The 18,456-nt window shown below is 44.3% G+C and carries 14 protein-coding genes; 1 reads left to right on the top strand and 13 read right to left on the bottom strand.

All coding sequences use genetic code 11. From position 1 onward, the window contains the following. Positions 1-64: 64 nt before the first annotated feature. From ABGU93_RS00070 to ABGU93_RS00010, 13 genes are all read right to left on the bottom strand, one after another. Entirely contained in the window at positions 65-1,300 is a 1,236-nt protein-coding gene (locus ABGU93_RS00070) for a CaiB/BaiF CoA-transferase family protein (protein ID WP_347411468.1), read from the bottom strand. A gap of 111 nt (positions 1,301-1,411) precedes the next feature. Beyond that, positions 1,412-2,842 (bottom strand): sodium:solute symporter family protein, encoded by a 1,431-nt coding sequence (locus ABGU93_RS00065; protein WP_347411467.1) that lies wholly within the window; start codon positions 2,840-2,842, stop codon positions 1,412-1,414. 419 nt (positions 2,843-3,261) lie between these two features. Further along, positions 3,262-4,443: a thiolase family protein gene (locus ABGU93_RS00060; protein ID WP_347411466.1), complete on the bottom strand. Its 1,182-nt coding sequence runs from the start codon at positions 4,441-4,443 to the stop codon at positions 3,262-3,264. Between the two features lie 135 nt (positions 4,444-4,578). Further along, positions 4,579-6,618: a 3-hydroxyacyl-CoA dehydrogenase NAD-binding domain-containing protein gene (locus ABGU93_RS00055; RefSeq protein WP_347411465.1), complete on the bottom strand. Its 2,040-nt coding sequence runs from the start codon at positions 6,616-6,618 to the stop codon at positions 4,579-4,581. 214 nt (positions 6,619-6,832) lie between these two features. Next, positions 6,833-8,215, bottom strand: a complete 1,383-nt coding sequence (locus ABGU93_RS00050) for a glycoside-pentoside-hexuronide (GPH):cation symporter (protein WP_347411464.1) — start codon at positions 8,213-8,215, stop codon at positions 6,833-6,835. Between the two features lie 46 nt (positions 8,216-8,261). Next, positions 8,262-9,434 (bottom strand): electron transfer flavoprotein subunit alpha, encoded by a 1,173-nt coding sequence (locus tag ABGU93_RS00045; protein WP_347411463.1) that lies wholly within the window; start codon positions 9,432-9,434, stop codon positions 8,262-8,264. Positions 9,435-9,448: 14 nt separating this feature from the next. Beyond that, positions 9,449-10,234 carry an electron transfer flavoprotein subunit beta gene (gene etfB / locus ABGU93_RS00040; RefSeq protein ID WP_347411462.1) on the bottom strand — a complete coding sequence of 262 codons (786 nt, stop codon included), beginning with the start codon at positions 10,232-10,234 and terminating at the stop codon, positions 9,449-9,451. A 52-nt stretch (positions 10,235-10,286) separates the two neighbouring features. Further along, on the bottom strand, positions 10,287-11,423 hold the full coding sequence (locus tag ABGU93_RS00035) for an acyl-CoA dehydrogenase family protein (protein WP_347411461.1): 1,137 nt from the start codon (positions 11,421-11,423) through the stop codon (positions 10,287-10,289). Between the two features lies 1 nt (position 11,424). Next, a complete protein-coding gene (locus ABGU93_RS00030; RefSeq protein WP_347411460.1) occupies positions 11,425-12,984 on the bottom strand; it encodes a class I adenylate-forming enzyme family protein in 1,560 nt (519 codons plus the stop codon). A 4-nt stretch (positions 12,985-12,988) separates the two neighbouring features. Further along, complete coding sequence (locus ABGU93_RS00025; RefSeq protein ID WP_347411459.1) at positions 12,989-14,113, bottom strand: 2-hydroxyacyl-CoA dehydratase family protein; 1,125 nt, start codon at positions 14,111-14,113, stop codon at positions 12,989-12,991. Between the two features lies 1 nt (position 14,114). Continuing rightward, on the bottom strand, positions 14,115-15,347 hold the full coding sequence (locus ABGU93_RS00020; protein WP_347411458.1) for a 2-hydroxyacyl-CoA dehydratase: 1,233 nt from the start codon (positions 15,345-15,347) through the stop codon (positions 14,115-14,117). Then, complete coding sequence (locus ABGU93_RS00015; RefSeq protein ID WP_347411521.1) at positions 15,340-16,134, bottom strand: acyl-CoA dehydratase activase; 795 nt, start codon at positions 16,132-16,134, stop codon at positions 15,340-15,342. Before ABGU93_RS00015 ends, ABGU93_RS00020 begins: the two co-directional genes overlap by 8 nt. Further along, positions 16,134-17,336 (bottom strand): CoA transferase, encoded by a 1,203-nt coding sequence (locus tag ABGU93_RS00010; protein WP_347411457.1) that lies wholly within the window; start codon positions 17,334-17,336, stop codon positions 16,134-16,136. The genes ABGU93_RS00015 and ABGU93_RS00010 overlap by 1 nt, the downstream gene beginning before the upstream one ends. 318 nt (positions 17,337-17,654) lie before the next feature. On the opposite strand from ABGU93_RS00010, the gene ABGU93_RS00005 reads away from it, so the two are divergent. Beyond that, the gene (locus tag ABGU93_RS00005; protein WP_347411456.1) at positions 17,655-18,338 is read left to right on the top strand and encodes a GntR family transcriptional regulator; all 684 of its coding nucleotides are present in this window, start codon (positions 17,655-17,657) and stop codon (positions 18,336-18,338) included. Positions 18,339-18,456: the final 118 nt, after the last annotated feature.

The following is an 18,456-nucleotide window of genomic DNA, read 5'->3' as shown; positions in this document are numbered from 1 at the left end:
ACAGCAATCTCCCAATAATGATTGAGATTTTGCTGTTTCTGAATCAATGCTATTTCATTCTTGACTATTTATTTTTTATGTCATCCCACTCAACGAAGATTCTTTTGTCCTTCAGTTCGCTGATTTCCTCATTGGTATAACCAAGATCCTTCAACACTTCATGGCTATGTTCGCCGATATAGGGTCCTCTGGTATATTCCGGCAATCCCATTTCTTTGAATTTAATCGGTTGACGCAGCAATGTCCGGGTATTGCCATTGTCATATTTCAGTGAACAAAGAAAATCATTGGCCCAGGCCTGCTCATCATCTAGGATTTCTTCCCAAAGTTGGGCAATGGCAAAAGGAATGTCCTCTTTGACAAATATTTCTTTATGCTCGACGACAGTTTTAGTTTTCATGTAGTCATTAACCAGATCATAAATGTGTTTTGAATTATCTCCCAGCGTTTCAAAATGACAATACTTTGGATCATTTTTCAGTTCAGGTTGTCCGATTATTTCCATAAATTTAGGAAAGAATACATTGTATGGTGGCATCGCCAGCTGGATCAGTCGTTCATCACTGGTTTTGAAGGCATTCATAAAAGGATTCAGCATATCTCTTTTATTGATCGGATAGCGGTTGCCATACTGTGCTGATTGAACCAGTAAACCCAGGGCGTAAATCGCACAGTGGTAAAGACTGACGGTTACCTTTTCACCCTGACCCGTTTTTTCAGCTTTGTAAAGTGAGGACATAATCCCCGCTGACAGGTACAATCCGGCTTGGTGATCGCCTAAACCGGCAACCAGATTCATAGGGTCCGAGCCCTTTTCATATAAGGTGCCCAGCCATCCGCCTCTGGCAAAAAAAGCAGTGAAGTCAAATCCGGGCAAATCTTTATCCGGACCCAATTCGCCGTAACCGGTCAGATGGGCATAGATAAGCTTAGGGTAACGGACTTTGATTGTCTCATAATCAAGCCCTGCTCTTAGCAGTGCGTCGCTGCGCCAGTTGGTGATAAATACATCGGCTTCATCCAACATTTTGAACAACACATCTTTTCCAGCCTGATCTTTTAAATTCAGGGCGATGCCTTTTTTCCCGGCATTTTCCAGATCCCAGGTGGTATCTTCATAGGGATCAGAGGGTCGACCTTCACTCGGTGCGGTGGTTCTCAGCGGATCGCCGCCAAACCCTTCGATTTTTACCACGCTGGCGCCTAAATCGGCAAAATACCTTCCTGCACATGGGGCCGCTACATAGGTTGCCAACTCCACGACTTTAATTCCACTAAAAACATTCTCTTGCGAATTCATTTTTTTGCCTCCTTAGGCTTGTAAACTTTTTATTTTAAATTCAAATCATTTTTTCAATCTTCGCATTTTATCCTATTGCCGCTTCCACTACATCTCTATTCGTATTGGCTTTTATGTGTTTTGAGAAGATTCGGCTGCGTAAAGCACCGATAGATCTACCGTCCGTTTATCGAAGATTGTTGTCAGCGCCATTACCAGGGCTGAGATCGGCAGGCATAAATAAACAGCCTGGCTGACGATATGTGATTGTGGTACGGCGATCCAGATGACCATAACCACCATCGCTGAAAGAACCGTTAAAAAACAAGTGCTTTTGCGCAAAATCTTCGGTGCATATAAGATTGCAAAGATCAGCAGGGTGTATGGGGTATAAAGCGTCAACAGCTGCATCAGGAAGCTGATGATGCCACTGATATTCATGGCCACAAAGAGTCCCATTAAGGCTGAAACGATCAAAACAACCTTGGAAATGACCAGTTGTTTTTTGTCCGGCATTTCTTTGTATATTAAATCAACAATAATATTTTTTGTCACGATTGAAGAGATTCCCAGTAATAAGGCAATCGCCGTTGAAACATCCGCCGCCCAGAGACCGGCAAATACCATTCCGGCAATAATTGGATTTAGGGTTATCGTTAAGGCCGGCAGGGCCATGGCGCTGTTTTCCAGACCAGGAAATTGAATGGCTGCCAGAATACCCAACGCTGCCGCAACAAAGCCAATCGGAAAAATCAGCACCGCTGCCGATAACATCCCTTTTTTTGCATGTTTTTCGTCAATCGCCCCCAAAGTCGGTTGATACAGGGTTTGGTTGGCCGGGGTGTTAATAATCATCGTGATTACCCAGCCCAGCAGCACCCCAGGCCCCATTCCACTGACTAAATCGGTCCATTGATCGCCCGGTGGAATCGCAGCTACGACCGTACTGACCCCACCCATCTGAGTGATTGCAGCAATGACGGCGATAACTAGTCCCACATAAATAACAATGACATTGACCAGATTGGCCATACTGGCACCCAGTAATCCGCCAATAAACGAAACCAGAATATAGACAACGGTGGATGCAATCATGCCACTGGTAAAATTAAAGAATTCCGGTAGCAGGGTACTCAACAAAGCGCCGCCGGCAATGATCTGGAGAGCATTGATACCAAATAAAATGATCACCTGAATAACGATTGCGATCGTACCATTAACTTTGCCAAACGATTTTAGAAAGATTTCGCTAACCGTATTGATGTTCATTTTTCTGACTTTTGCTGAGATGAAAAGACCGAAGACCACCGCTCCGGCCGCCCAGGCGCCAGTGTACCAACCTGCCGAGATGCCGCTGGTGTAGGCATTTTGAGCAACCCCGACGGTACTTGAACCACCGACGGCATTTCCCGTTACCATCACGGCAATCAGGTACCAGGGCAATCGTTGTCCGGCCAGTAAATAATCTTTACTGGTTGATGTTTTTGTGAGCTTAGTTGAGTAATATGCAATTCCAACAATCATTAACATATACAAAATAACGATAATCAAGGGTATATTCACTTTATTCACGCTCCTGTTCAAATTTTGCTTGAGCACTCAAGCTAATAATTTCTCATTTACTATTCCATAAACAGGTTTTATATTGTGATGATGCATTATTGCATCACATTTTCTTTTGATTCCTATGTTGATACTTACAATAATTCCGCTAATCCATCAATCCTGATAAACTTTTTCGCTCCTGTTCCATGCTTCATATCACAAAATACTTCATGACGGGAATGTTGTTAACGCTTACAGTCCTTGTGCTTCAGATATTTCCTATAATTAATCCAACCAATGCAGGAGGTGACTCTGCATTGGCTGAAGAAATAAGTCAAATTATTAATTTCTTGTGTAAACAATTGGAAGTTTGTCTTTTCGATGTTCTCTGAACTGCCCGGGATGGTCTGATCCCGGGCGAGTCCAGGCGCTTGTTATTAACCTACTTTTACAATGATTGCCGCGGCTGAATCGCCAGCAGCACAACCGCAAGCGAGTACATAGCCGCCGCCTTTAATGACGGCTTCTTCGATGCCTTCCATCAGTAATCTGGCGATGGTTGGTCCCTGAGGATGTCCAAATACCAATGAGGTTCCATAATTGTTAATGCGTGATTGTTCAATCCCCAGTTCTTTGGCCAAATGAAGATCATTCGCAATGAAAGGGCTATGGTTTTTAATCGCAACCAAATCATTGACGCCAATTCCGGCATTGTCAAGCGCCATTTGTACGGCTCCTGCCGGAGCGGCCGGCATGAAGGCTTTTTTCGTCCGATTAAAACCATAGGAAATCACTTGAACCGGTATTTTTTCAGTGCTTAATTCGGCCGCTTTTTGCTTGGTGGTAATGATCATCCCAGTATTACCGTCAGCAGGATGGGTTTGCGATCCAAAGGTATGAATACCTCCTTCAGCAACTGGTCGAAGTCTGTCCAGACCTTCTCTGGTTGTTTGGGTAACACCCTCATCCTCGCTGATGACCAGGGTGCTTTTTCTTGATTTCAGTTCGATCGGGAACATGTATTTTTTCTGAAAGGCCCGGTCATTGGCCAGGGCATCAGCGTATTGTTCATAACGCATTAAGGTTACTTCGTCAGCTTCTGTTCTGGAGAAGCCCCCTTCTTTAGCCACATTTTCTGCGGTTGTCAGCATCCCAAAGCCAGTTGATGGATCACGGTTGATATTGTCCATATTGACGTTTTCTGATAACACTTCGCCACCTGGACCCTGAGGATTTGGCCAGACAATATGTGGTGCATTGGAAATTTTGTCAAACATCATGCAATAAGCAGTTGAAAGGTTGCCGGTTTCAACGGCCATAGCAGCTGTGTAAATGGTATTGGTGGAAGTTGCACAGGCATGGGCAACTGACATTCCAGGAATACTTAATCCCATTTCATTCGCTGCCCAGGATGCGCCAAAGAAAGAACCGGGTTGGATAATGGTATGTCCCAGATAAAGGAATTCAATCATCTGAAGATCTAAACCCTTAGTTTCGAAGAACCGTTTGCTTGTATCCGCAGCTAGTTTAATTGAGTTTTCATTCTGAAGGCTACCTTGCCATTTACAAAATGGTGTACTAAAATATCCGCCGTAAGGAATATATGCATTTTTGAACATTTATTTTCTCCTATTTAATTTTCTTGTTTCATCGTCGTCGCGAAAGGGTTGTGAGCTTCGCGTTAGTTTACATGAAACTGGAAACAAAGCTCACTCGCTTTTCGCCACTAACTTACCTGTTTTATTTTATTTGGTTTATGCTTTTTTATAAGCTGGTGCTTTTCCCGGAGGTGCAGTTAAACCTACCCAGGCATCTTCGGTTGTAAACATTTCGATCAGTCGTCCTAATTCCATGGTGATCGCTTCATCAATTGAAACCTTTGACTGGGCTTCCATCAGCTCGTTCGCCACGATCAGAGCCAGCGGCGCTTTTTTACTGATGATTTTGATTGTAGCGTTGGCAAAATCTGCATCAACCCCGTCAGGAACGACACCGTTCATGATCTTATCGAGGTTTTCTCCGGCAAAGACAGCCGTTTCATTTTCGAAACCATCGGCAACTTTTTTGCCCAGGTATTTGTCCTGTTTTTCCTGAACAGCAACCTTTTTAATCGTTGCTTCCAGCTGATCGATGGTAGTCAATTCGGTTATCATTCCCATCTTCAGGGCTTTTTCAGCACTGATTGATTTACCGGTGAAAACATAGTATTTGGCCAGATCTTTGCCGACCAGTCGTTCCATTCTGATCATGCCACCCAAACCTGGATAGATGCCGATTCCGGTTTCCGGGAATCCAAATGAACCTGCTTCGGTCGCAACAATATACTGACATGCCAGTGCCAATTCACTGCCGCCGCCCAAGGACAGCCCATCAACAACCGCAATGGTTGGCTTAGCTGAAGTTTCAAATCGTCGCAGTAATTCGTGACCTTTTCGGGTAAACTCAACCGTCCGATCGAGGGTTTTATTTTCCATGTTTTCGATGAAGAATTTAATGTCCGCTCCGGCAATAAATGCTTTTCCAGCGCCAGCAATGGCAATAGCTTTAACTGCTTCATTGCTTTCAGCTTCGTCAAACTTCTTTTCCAGTTGATTGACTACTGTTTCATTCAGGGCATTCATGGCCTCTGGTCGGTTAATGGTGATATAAGCAATGTCCTCTTTGACTTCAAGTTCGACATATTTGAATTCAAATGGTTTCCCGCTTTCATATTGTTTAACCAGTAATTCCGGCATTTTGAAGTCAGGGTAACGCTTACACATGGCGTCAACCACTTCATATACTTTAGCAATGCCCAGCTTATTCATGATTTCAAAAGGTCCAAATTTCCAGGCCAGTCCAATTTTGGCGCCGCGGTCGGTATCTTCGATTGAAGCAATCCCTTCATCCACTAATTGGCAAGCCACACCTAATGAAGCCCCAAAAAGAAAATCGGTTACTTCCTGGATTTTTGATTCATCCACTTCACCGCTTAAGTCAAAGAGTTCTTTTGACTCGACTTGTTCAACGAGTCGTTTTGGTGCTGCATAAAAATTACCCAATTCGTCTTCCAGGGTTTTCGCTGAATGAACCGCAATTGGAATCCCGGTTACATTCATCAGTTCAAACGGTCCCATGCCAATGCCAAAGGCTTTTTTACAAGCGGCTTCAATCGTAGGGATATTGGCAATTTTTTGCTCCAAAACCCGTACTGCTGATACATAGAAAGGAATGAAGATTCGATTCACACAAAATCCTGGTGAATCCTTTACAATGATGTTTGTTTTTGCATGTAGTTTTCCGATCAGCAATGCTGTATTCAAGGTTTCTTCACTTGTTTCATCATGAGGAATGACTTCCAACAATCTGTTTTTAGCAGGGTGAAAGAAGTAATGCATCCCCACCACTTTGTCTGGTCGACCAGTCCAAGCTGCCAGTTCGTGTACATATAAGCTTGAGGTATTGGTCGCCAGGATGGTTTTAGGATCACAAATTGCATCCAGCATTTTGAACAGTTCACCCTTCATTTTCTTATCTTCAAAAATTGCTTCGACAATCAGATCCATGTCTTCAAGATCTTCGTAAGAAGTTGTGCCCTTGATTCTTTTTAAGGTTTCCTGCATTTTATCAACGGTAATAACATTTCGCTCAACTGCCTGCTTAAGCATATTGGTGATGATTCCGATGCCGCGTTCTACCTGCGCATCATTCATATCAACCAATGTCACATTTAAACCTTCTTGGGCCATCTTTTGAGCGATACCGCCGCCCATATTTCCAGCCCCAACAATACCAATTTTGTAACCGTTACTCATTATTGTCCTCCTTTTTTGACCGTTTTATTTTTGACGGTCGTTTGAAAATTCACTATCCCGGCTTAGTTGCCATCTGAAAGCTATTCTTTCGAATACGTTTTCTTTATATAACATCGTTCTAGAATTATATTCTAGAACGATGTTATATTTATTATACCTGTCATTCCTCAATTGTCAATAGCTTATTTGGGGATGTTATTTTTCTAACAAATTTTTAAGCATTCGTGCTTGTCGCTTGTCTTTTTTTTGCGAGTTCAGCGCTCATTTCTTCCATTCGTTTCGGTGTTAAAGAGTACATTTTGAACATTAACAGTAAACCAACGATGATGATAATGGCTGGATACAGTGAAAATCCGTTTTTGATCCCCTGGATCAGTTCCGGGGTAACCGCCATATCGGCGACATAGTTTACTGAGCTAAGCACAGCAGCAATAATCATGGAACGAACAAAGATCGAAATTTTGATCGGGAAACTAATCAGTGACATAACAAACCCACGGGCATTCTTGCCAGTTTTCCATTCACCATAATCACTGGTAGCGGAGTACATCGCTACGCCCAATGAATCCGGCAAGCCATAACCGATGTAGGCCAGTAACATAACAATTTTAAATGCGGTAGCTTGAAGCGGGATAAACCAGACGATTAATAAACCAATAACTAACAGACTCAAAGCGATCATATAGGTGTTTTTTTCACCCAGACGTTTGGCAATCGGTGCTGCAATCATGGCAGAAAGGAAATTGATGACGGTTAATCCAGTCATGAATAGTGCCATTCCCGGTAAATCATTGATGACATATTTAAAGTAGTAGAAGGCCATTCCGAAAATAATGAAGCGGCCCAGGTAACGGCCCAGTTCGACAATCATCAGTCCCATTAATGGTGGATTGACAATAATCTGTTTGAGCATTTCGGCAACGGACATCTTGTCAGCTGCTTTTCCTACTGGTGCGGCACAGCCGTTAAAGACATAATCTTTGGTCAGTACAAAATAAATCCAGTTACAGGCAATCATGATACAGCCAGTGATGGCGGCCATATAGGTATAACCTAACACCGGGTTACCAACGGCGACGCCAATGCTGGTAATCGCTTTTACACCAAAGTAGGTAAATGCCAGGGTTCCCAGGGCATTGAACATCCCACGGTTACTGGCCATGGAAATTCGTTCGCCACGATCCAATGTCATCGCATTATTCAGTGAAATATGAGCGGCATAAAAGGTATTCCAGACTAAATGACTGACGACAAAACCAGTAAAGATGATCAGCGCCGTAACTGTCGCTGAACCGCCGAGCTGGGTAAACTGCAGGATGTAAAATAGCGCCGCAACCGGTGGACCGACTAATAGCCAGGAGCGGTATTTTCCCCATTTTAAATTACTTTTCTCCAGAATAACCCCGGAAGTCGGAACTGCTAAAATATCGACTAAACTGGTGGCCAATAAGATCGTGCTGACCAATGCCAATGGCAGTTTCACAAAGTCGGTCAAAAATGCTGCAAAAAACATGACCTCGATGGTAACGAGGGTCTGAAACCCGAAGGACGGTAACCCGTAAAGGTTGACAACTGATTTTTTCAATGGTTGACTCATGATTTTTCTCCTTAAAATTTTATATTTTTAGTGCTTTGTGGACTGCTTATAATTCTTCTAAAATAGCCGGAATCACTTCATAGAGATCGCCAACAATCCCATAGTCAGCGACTTCAAAAATGGGGGCATTTTCATTTTTGTTGATGGCGATAATATAATCTGAATTTTGCATCCCGGCCAGATGCTGGATCGCTCCGGAAATACCGCAGGCAAAATAAATCTTTGGTTTAACGGTTGTTCCCGTTTGACCAACCTGGTAGGAATGGTCAATCCAGCCTGAATCGACACAGGCTCTTGATGAGCCAATGGTGCCGCCCAGTTTATCGGCCAGTTTTTTAAGTAATTCAAAACCTTCCGGATTTCCCAGACCCAGACCGCCAGAAACGATGAATTCAGCGTCTGTCAGCGAGGCCAGCTCGCCGGCTTCTTTAACAATTTTAATGATCTTGGTGCGGATTTCATCCTCTTTAAAGCTGACGTTCAAACGGATCGCGACACCTTCACGACCGGCAAGATATTCCGCCTTGTCCATGACTCCGGGTCGTACCGTTGACATTTGTGGTCGATGGTACGGACAAATAATCGTGGCCATCAGATTTCCACCGAAAGCCGGTCGGGTCTGACGGATTTTTTTGTCGTCGGGATCAATTTCCAGCTTGGTGCAGTCAGCAGTTAAACCGGTATCGCAGCGAACTGCCAGACAAGGTCCGAGATCCCGTCCGATATGGGTAGCCCCTAATAGAATGATTTCTGGTTTGTATAAATGAATGGCTTCCTCAATCACCTTGGTATAGGCATCCGTGCGGTAGTTCTTCAGTTCCGGATGAACCGCCTGATAAACCTTATCCGCCCCATAGGCAAACAATTCATGGGTCAGCGCATCGACTTCATCGCCACAGACCACAGCACTCACATCGGTGCCGATTTCGGCAGCCAGTTTTTTTGCTTCGCCAAGGAGTTCGATCACAACCGGCATCAGTTTGCCTTCACGCTGTTCTGCAAACACCCAAACCCCTTTGTACTCGCTTAAATCTTTTTTAACATTATCTTCTGTTTTTTCAATGGCATCAAAGGGACATTCATCCACACATACGCCGCACCCGGTACAGGCATCGCCAATAACGGCAATTTTATTTTCCATATCAATGGCACTGAAAGGACAGCTTTTTACACAGATGGAACATCCTTTGCATTTTTCTACTATAACTCTAACCGACATCTTTTTCGTCCTTTCTAAATAACGTGTAACCCTTTTAATTTCGAAACTAAGCTTTTACTCATTTCCCCCGCTGTTCCGTTTAGCATTTCGCCTTTGCCCTTGGTGGGTGGTGTAAACGAACGGAAAACCTGGGTCGGTGATGCTTTTAAACCGCAGTTTTCAGGCGACAGCTTGATATCCTCATGTCCCCACACGGTAATTTCTTTACCGCAGGCATCGACAATGTCGTAAATGCTCATAAATCGCGGCTCATTTAATTCTTTCACGGCTGTCAGCAGACAGGGGGTCTGAACTTCAATGAGTTCGTAACCGTCTTCCATCTGCCGCTGAACCACGACCTTATTGCCGACCACTTGAACATGCTGGACATAGGTTACCACCGGAATATCCAGCCGTTGGGCGGTTTGCGGGCCAACCTGGGCGGTATCGCCATCAATGGCCTGACGGCCGGCAAAAATAATATCCAGATCGCCGATTTTACGGATCCCCGCTGCCAGAGTATTGGAGGTGGACCAGGTGTCCGCGCCGCCAAAGGCCCGATCACTTAACAGATAGGCATCGTCAGCTCCCATCGACAAGCATTCTCTGAGCATCTCGCAGGCCTGCGGTGGTCCCATCGTTAATACTGAAACCTTGACATTGGGGTCATTATCCTTAATGGCCAGGGCTGCTTCCAGCGCATTGGCATCATCCGGATTCAGGATGCTGGGCACACCTTCCCGTATCAGTGTTCCTTTTACCGGATCGATTTTAACTTCGTTGGTATCCGGCACCTGTTTTACACATACTAATATTTTCATATTTAACATTCTCCTTTATTTGCTGATTCGTCTTCTACTCGCGCTGTCATTCTTATTTGAGCAATTGGCCGGCAATGACCATCTGCTGCACCTGAGATGTGCCTTCATAGATCGTGAAGACCCGACAGTCCCGATAAAGACGCTCAACCCGATATTCTTTCATATAACCGTAGCCGCCATGGATCTGAACCGCTTTGGCGCAGATTTCATTGCAGACTTCCGAAGCGTAAAACTTGGCCATGGAAGCTGCCGTCGTTGCATTCTGGTTGGTGTCTTTCTTATAAGCCGCATCATAAACCAGATGCTTGGCCGCTTGCAGCTTGGTGGCCATTTCGGCAATCATGAAACTGATTCCCTGGAAGTCGGCAATCCGTCGGCCAAACTGTTTTCTGTCCTTAGCGTATTGAATGGCTTCATCCAGCGCTGCCTGAGCCACCCCGATTGATTGCGCGGCGACGCCGATGCGACCAACGTCCAGGGTTTTCATGGCGTTGGTAAAACCCTGATTGAGTTCGCCCAGCATATCTTCTTTCGGCACCCGCACGTTTTCCAGAATGATATCGCTGGTGGCACAACCGATCAGACCCATCTTATGTTCGGGTTTCCCGCAGGATACACCTTCCGACTTCATCTCAACGACGAATGCTGTAATCCCTTTTGCGCCTCTGCTCATATCGGTTTTGGCATAAATCACCGCATAGTCAGAAAATGGCGCCATCGTGATAAATGTTTTACGGCCATTTAAGATATAATGGTCACCATCTGCTACCGCCGTTGTTGTCATCCCACTGGCATCAGATCCGGTACCGGGCTCGGTTAATCCAAAGGCCAGAATTTTTTCACCGGTAACAACTGGTCTCAGATACTTTTCCAGTTGCTGTTCTGTCCCTGACAGCAGTAATGGACCGCCGCTCAGTGAGTTCGGTGAAGACACATAAAGACTGGCAACCGCACTGGCTCTGGCAATTTCTTCCATCACCACAACATAACCTCGATGATCCGACCCGGCGCCGCCCAGTTCCTTCGGAATTTTAATTCCAAAGAATCCGGCTTTACCCATTTTATTCAAGATTTCTTCGGGAAAAACATCGGTCTCTTCTATTTTATCCAACACTTCCGATGTCAGTTCTTTTTTGGCAAAATCGCTTGCCAACTTACGAATTAATTCGTGCTGTTCATTAAAAATCATTCTATAAATTCTCCTCTTGTATTTCTAATTGAATTTCTTCCTTCATCTTTTTAACGTCAATCTTGCAACTGTCATTCAGGGGAAATTTTTCGTATAATTTAATATATTTCGGCATTTTGTAAGGTGCCAGATTGTCGCTAATCAAGGCTCTGATTGCGGCGACAGTGACGCCACCGTCCGGACATTCTACACAGGCAACAATTTCTTCCTGTACCACCGACATCGGAATCCCAAAAACCTTGGCCTGAACCACACCTTCATGCCTGATAATCACTGTTTCAATTTCTTTCGGCGAAATATTTTCACCGGAACGGATGATCATTTCCTTGATTCGGCCAACAATATATAAATTTTCGTCCTGATCTAGATAACCAAGATCTCCGGTTATCAGCCAACCATCATCGGTAAACACTTTGGCTGTTTCATCCTCATTTTTATAATAACCCTGCATGACATTGTAGCCACTGACTTCAATGCGCCCGGGCTGATTCACTGCTAATGGCATCCCGGTCTCCGTACTGATAATCCGTATCTGAACATTGCTGATGACTTTCCCCACTGTTTTTGAGCAGCGTTCCGGGGAATCATCGTCGCTTGAAAAGGTGATACTTGGCGATGCTTCCGTCTGCCCATAGGACTGTTTGAGATGATACATGCCCAGGTCCTCAGCAATTTTCAGGTAATCGTTTGGAAAGACTGACGAACCGGCAATGATGCCCGAGCGCAGACTCTTCAAACTGAAGTTTTTTCTTTCCTGGTGATGCACAATGGCCAGAAATTGTGACGGAACGGCATTCAGGACATTGCAGTGATATTGATCGATGACACCCATTACTGTTTTGGTGCGACAATCCGGGGTGACATAGAGACGGCCACGATGAACAAATAGTGACAACAGACCCGTCGACAAACCAAAACTATGAAAGAGCGGCAACGCCAGACAGACCTGATCCTGGTCGTTCCAATGCATACATGAAACCGCTTCCCACGCCACATTAATCAGCTGAAAATGGCTCAGTAAAATCCCCTTGGGCTGACTTGTCGATCCTGAGGTGAAGAGCATGCTGGCCATATCGTCGGGCCTGATTGCTACTTCCCGGGTTTTGAGCAACCTGCGCTCTGCGTCTGTTAGTTGTGCCTGATGTCGCAGCTGCTTCCAGAGTTCCTGACCGATTGACAGTCCGGGGTAACCCCCGGAGAGACAATCTGCCTGTTTTCCATAAAGTTGATCACCGTAGCAGATATAATCCACGTCGGCAAATGACATCATCGCATCCGCTTCTCTGGCTGAAAGCTTGGGATTGACCAGCACCGATATCGCGCCAATTTTAGCGATGGCAAGATAAGTACAAATCCAGGCCAACGAATTAAAGCTCCACAACGCCACGTGTTTTCCCTTTTCAACCTGATCAGCGATGAGCATCAAAGCCAGACGATCCGAAATAAAATCAATATCTTTCCAGGACAAAACTTCCCTTTTATCGATTATGGCTGCTTCATCTTTTTTTTCTGCTACGGATTGACGAAACTGCTGAATTATCGTTATTGATTTTAATTCCATTGCTTTATCTAAGTATTTCTCTAAATGTTTCTACGGCTGTTCTGACTTGCTCATAGTTAGTCATCTGACGGTCAATTTCAACCAGCAATAAGGGAATATTCTTTTCTTCACAGGCCTTTTTAATCATGACATAATCAAACTCTTCCGGATCACAGAATTTTGTCATCACGAAGACTACGCCATGCGCCTGGTATTTTGCAACCAAATCGACAGTATGCTCTGCAATCGCTTTGTCGACATTAAAGAGTACCGAACAGTTATCCATATCTGCAAACTTTTCGGCCAGGCTGTCCAGTCCCGTTTCTGCCGGTTTGGCATCAACCTGATATTGACGTGATTCGCTGGCGACATTATCTGCTACGATTTGGATATCATTATCATCCAGTATCTGCAGCAGATCATCGGCATCAACCAGAATACCGGTTGTGACAATTTTAATTTTCTGGTTCGCTGTTTTCTCTGCTTTTGTCAGTTCACTGATTAAGGCTTTAACCAAGGCGGTATGCTCGGATTTCTCCATATAGAAAGCGCTTTGGAAAATGGCGTTGCGATCAGCAGCTGTAACTTCCGGATAATCATTCAAACAGTCTGACAATTGTCGCATTGCAGCATTGTGGGCGTTATAAATTTCGATCGATGCGATTAACTTGGCATCATCAAATCCTTGACCCGTCGCTTTTTCCAGATCCGCAATGACCCGTTCATAACCCGCCTTGGTAAATGCTTTACCAAAGTCAGCTTTACGATTCTGCGGATAAACCATCGGGATAAAGGGAATATTTTCAACCGAAGATTTCCAGTTTTCACCCAGACATTTTAACGAATCACAGAGTGACGGAATAATGATTGCGGAGGCGCCTGCAAATTCACCACGAATGCCCAATTCCAATACTGATTGCATCACTGAGCAGATAAACGCTGGAAAATAAGTCTTCGCTTCTTTGATTTCAATGTCAGCTCCCCAGGTGCCCATTGGAATCATGCCCATGGCATGGACAATTTCTTCCGGAGTATAGACTGGCGCACAAAGGACAACTTCTTTATCCTGAGCGAGGTATTTTTTTAATTGTTCCTTTGGTGAGGATGCAATTTTATGAAATGCTTGTAAACTTTCTTTTAAACCCGACATCTTAGCAGCCTCCTTTTTTTGATTCCATAATTTCGGTTAAGCCTTGGACTCTGGTTTCATATTGCGCTTCCGAGAAATTTCGCGGATCCGCCTGATCGCCGTCAAATGCGACATGAGGAATTTCGCATTCTTCAGAAATCTGTCGACTCATTTCAGCCATAAAGCCGCTCCATAATTTACATGAGCGATTGGTATGAACCAATAAGCCTTCAACATGATTGTCTTTGATCAATTTTACCCGTTTATCCCGGGCATGTTCCAGGTTCATAGCATTTGGTACATTACAATAAGCTTTGACCATGCCGTCAAAATCGTCATAGATAAAACCAAAAGCATCGGCATAAATGGTTGTGACCATATTGATGCCACGGCTTTTCAACCCGGTCGATGTTGCTCGCAGATACGGCCAGCAAGCGATTCCTTCGAACATAATCCGATGTTTTTCTTCGGCTCGGAAGGTACTGTTGCCTGTTTCAACATTTTCCAGATATTCTTTATGAAGAACTTCCATCGCTTCCGCCGCTTCTTTTTTACCCCGGGCAGTTACCATAACTGCCATGTGATTTAGAAGATCAAAACCATTAAACGGTGAAGGCGTATGTTTCGCTTCAGATGTTGCCGCTAACCAGGCTCGACTGGTTCGGCCGGAATATTCCATAACTTCCTGGAATTTTTCTTCGGTCCATTTTTTGCCGGTCAGCTCTTCCAGTTGTTTAATCGCTTCCAGGAACTGCGCTTTGACATATGCGACCTGAGCATCAGAAACTTCATAATCCGGGTTAAACGGAATGTCGATGATGATCATTGGAATATCCAGGTCTTTCGCCAGGTTTTCATACCATTTGATCATGCAGTTACAGATATTGTTACAGCATAACAAGAAGTCTGGCTCCGGCATATTTTGTTCTGGCGTATCTTTTATTTTGGCATAGGCCAAATTGATTCTGGCATAGGCACAGATATCATTGGAATAGCCATCATCTTCACTGATATTACATAAACGTTCGCCGCCACCACGAGCAGCGATTCCGGCTGCCTGGTTTTCGGGATAGCAGACCGCCAATCCTAAGGTCTCTGGGATTTCCACAGGGAAATTGGATGAACACCAGCCAATCATTTCGCCACGATCTTTGGCTGCTTGAGCATCAACATAGGCATCTGTGGCAATTTTCCCTAATTTAAACTTAGCCGAATTAGGATCTGGCGGACTTTTTTTCTTTACTTCATTACTCATTTAAAACACCTCTCTTTTTTACTTGTTCATAGGCGCTGATCGCAGCCCCTAACGCGCCCATCATCTGTGATGTTTCTGACCACTTGATGGGAACCTTCAATTCTTTTTCCAATGCTTTTCTGACCCCGCCGTTTTGGGCGACGCCGCCACTCATAAAAACTTCTTCTTTGATGCCAACGCGCTTGGCCAGCCCGGCAACCCGGCTTGCCACCGAATTACAAATACCGGCGATGACGTTTTCCACCGTTTCCCCTGTCGCCAGCTGAGAAATAACCTCAGACTCGGCAAAAACGGTACAGGTACTGGATATTTTAGCCGGCTTTTCGGCTAATTCAGCCCTTTTTTCTAATTCATTGACGGGCATCTGGAGAATGTTTGCCATCACGTCTAAAAACCGGCCGGTTCCGGCGGCGCATTTATCATTCATCATGAAATTTTCCATGACCCCTTTGTCGTTGATCCGCAACACCTTGGCATCCTGGCCGCCAATATCAATGATCGTACGAACCTGGGGATTTGTAAACAGCACCCCTTTGGCATGGCAGCTCAGCTCGCTTAACTCGCCGTGAGCCGGATCAAAATTTCGACGTCCGTAGCCGGTTGCCATCACAAAGTCAATATCATCGCGACTCAGATCAGCCTTTTTGAGGACCGTTTCCATGATTTTTTCAGCGCCAACTGTCCCAATCCCGGCAACCAGAAGCTCCGTTCCGATAATGCGTTCGCCATCTTCCAGCAAAACGCATTTCGAGGTGGTTGACCCGATATCGATTCCCAGTGTCCGTATTATTGTATTTCACCCTTTCCTTTCATTGCTTCAATATCTTCAGCGGTAAAACCGATACTGCTTAAGATTTCGTCGGTATTGCCGCCATAGGTTGGGCCTTTTTTATAATCCGGTAAACCGGCGTTTTCAAACATAACCGGTGTACGCGTCATTGCTTTAGGGCCGGATGGATAATCCAGTTTGGCGAAAATATCACTTTCCCAAGCTTGAGGATCTTCAACAACCTGTTCCCAGGTCTGACAGATTTCAAAACAAAGATCTGCTTCATCAAACATTTTTGTGCACTCTGCCAATGTTTTTTCTTTGATTGCCGCAAAAATAATACGATTCAGCTCCTGCGGATTTTGGGATACGTGGGCCAAAGTATCGAACCGTTCGTCTTTAGCCAGTTCCGGTTGACCGATGACTTCACTAAATTTACCGATGGTGCGGTTATAGTCTGGCAATGCCAACTGAACCCAAACTTCATCTTTCGTGATGAAAGTCGATTGCAGCGGATTTAGCATATCTTCACGACTGATCGGATACTTGTTGCCATACTGGGCTGAATGGATCATGATCGCTAATCCGTAAACAGCCGCATGGTATAAACTGACCGTTACTTTTTCGCCTTTGCCGGTTCTTAAGGCATGGATGTAGGCTGCCAACAAACCGTTCCCTAAGTACATCCCACAGGCATGGTCACCAAAACCGGGAACAATATTTACCGGAGAAGTGCCTTTTTCATATAAGGTTCCGCTATATCCGCCGCGGGCTGCAAAAGCGGTAAAGTCAAATCCTGGTTTGTCTTTTAATGGACCCTTGGCTCCATAACCTAATACCTGTCCAAAGACCAATTCCGGTTTTTTATTGGAAAGGGTTTCATAATCGATACCAAGTTTGACCAATGCCTGAGTTCTCAGATTGGTGACGAAAATATCCGCTTCATCGAGAAGCTTCATGAAAATCTCCATCCCCTTTGCACTTTTGAGATTCAAGGCGATACCCTGTTTGTTGGCGTTTTCAAAATCGAAAGCCAGACTTTCGTCCTGATCTAAAGGCATTTTATTTCCTGGTCCAACATAACGGATCGGATCTCCTCCAATGGATTCAATTTTAATAACCTGAGCACCCCAATCGGCCATTGCCCGTGTTGCTGCCGGTGCAGCAATGAACGTAGCCAATTCCAAGACCTTTACACCTTCTAATAGTTTAAGTGACATAATCTTCTCCTTGTATCGTATTCTTGTCTTCTTGTATTCTTGTCTACTTGTTGACAAGTTAAATTTGAGATCATTCTAGCACACTTTTAATCTTATGTAAACATTTAATTTGCAAATATTCGAACAATATTCTAAAATAATTTTTATTAATGTAAACGTTGTTATGAAATGTTCTTACCCTGTCAAATACAAATCCCCTGAATTCGCATCGACTTCAAAATGTCATTGCAAACCAGCCTTATAAATATTATAATAAATGTTTACAAAAGCATCTCACAATTTACTTTTCGATGATCAAATCTGAAGGAGGACAACTTAATGCATCTTGTCAATCGAAATTTTTTAACTACTGAAGAAGTCTACCAGGATTTATTTCACAAAATTGAAACCCTTGTTTATATGCCTGGTGTCCGCATCAGCGAAAATGATCTCTGTGAGACCTATGGGGTCTCCCGGCACATTGTCCGCAATGCCATCACCCAACTAAAAGCTCAGGGGCTGATTACGGTCTACCCCCAACGTGGCACCTATGTCAGCTTAATTGACATGAAACTGGTAGAAGACATTTTATACGTTCGCGAAGCCGTGGAGCAGGAAGCCCTGTACCGGGTTATAGATCTTTCGGATACGACGGAACTCATTGATCATTTAGACGCAAATATTACGGAACAAAAAAAAATCATCAGCCATGAAATAACGGTTGATGATTTCAATACAGCCGACACAGCCTTTCATCGTAATCTGCTGAATGCCGTCGGAAAAGGCAATGTGCTCGACCTTCTAAAAGAAGAGTATGTTCATGTTAAACGCTGGAAAAATTTCGAACTGCGCGATGAAAAACGTTATGAACAAATAATCCGTGATCATCAAGGCATACTTGATGCGATAAAAAAACGAAGCCCACTTGACGGACGAAACGCTCTCCATCAACACCTCGACACAGTTACGAATTTGCGTGATGTCTTTACAACTGCAAACCCGGAATATTTTATCCGCCCCTGACCACACTACTCGCATAAAAGTATTTTTTAAATATTTGTTACCATTAATTTCGAAACGATCAAAAAAATCGGGTAGGAGGCTGACCATTAATTGATCAGCCGACCTCCCACACCACCGT

Origin of the sequence: Acetobacterium sp. (assembly GCF_039830195.1) — a bacterium.
In the GTDB taxonomy this organism is placed as follows: Bacteria; Bacillota; Clostridia; order Eubacteriales; family Eubacteriaceae; genus Acetobacterium.
Note: the sequence above shows the minus strand (reverse complement) of the source record. Positions and strands in the feature narration are given on the sequence as shown.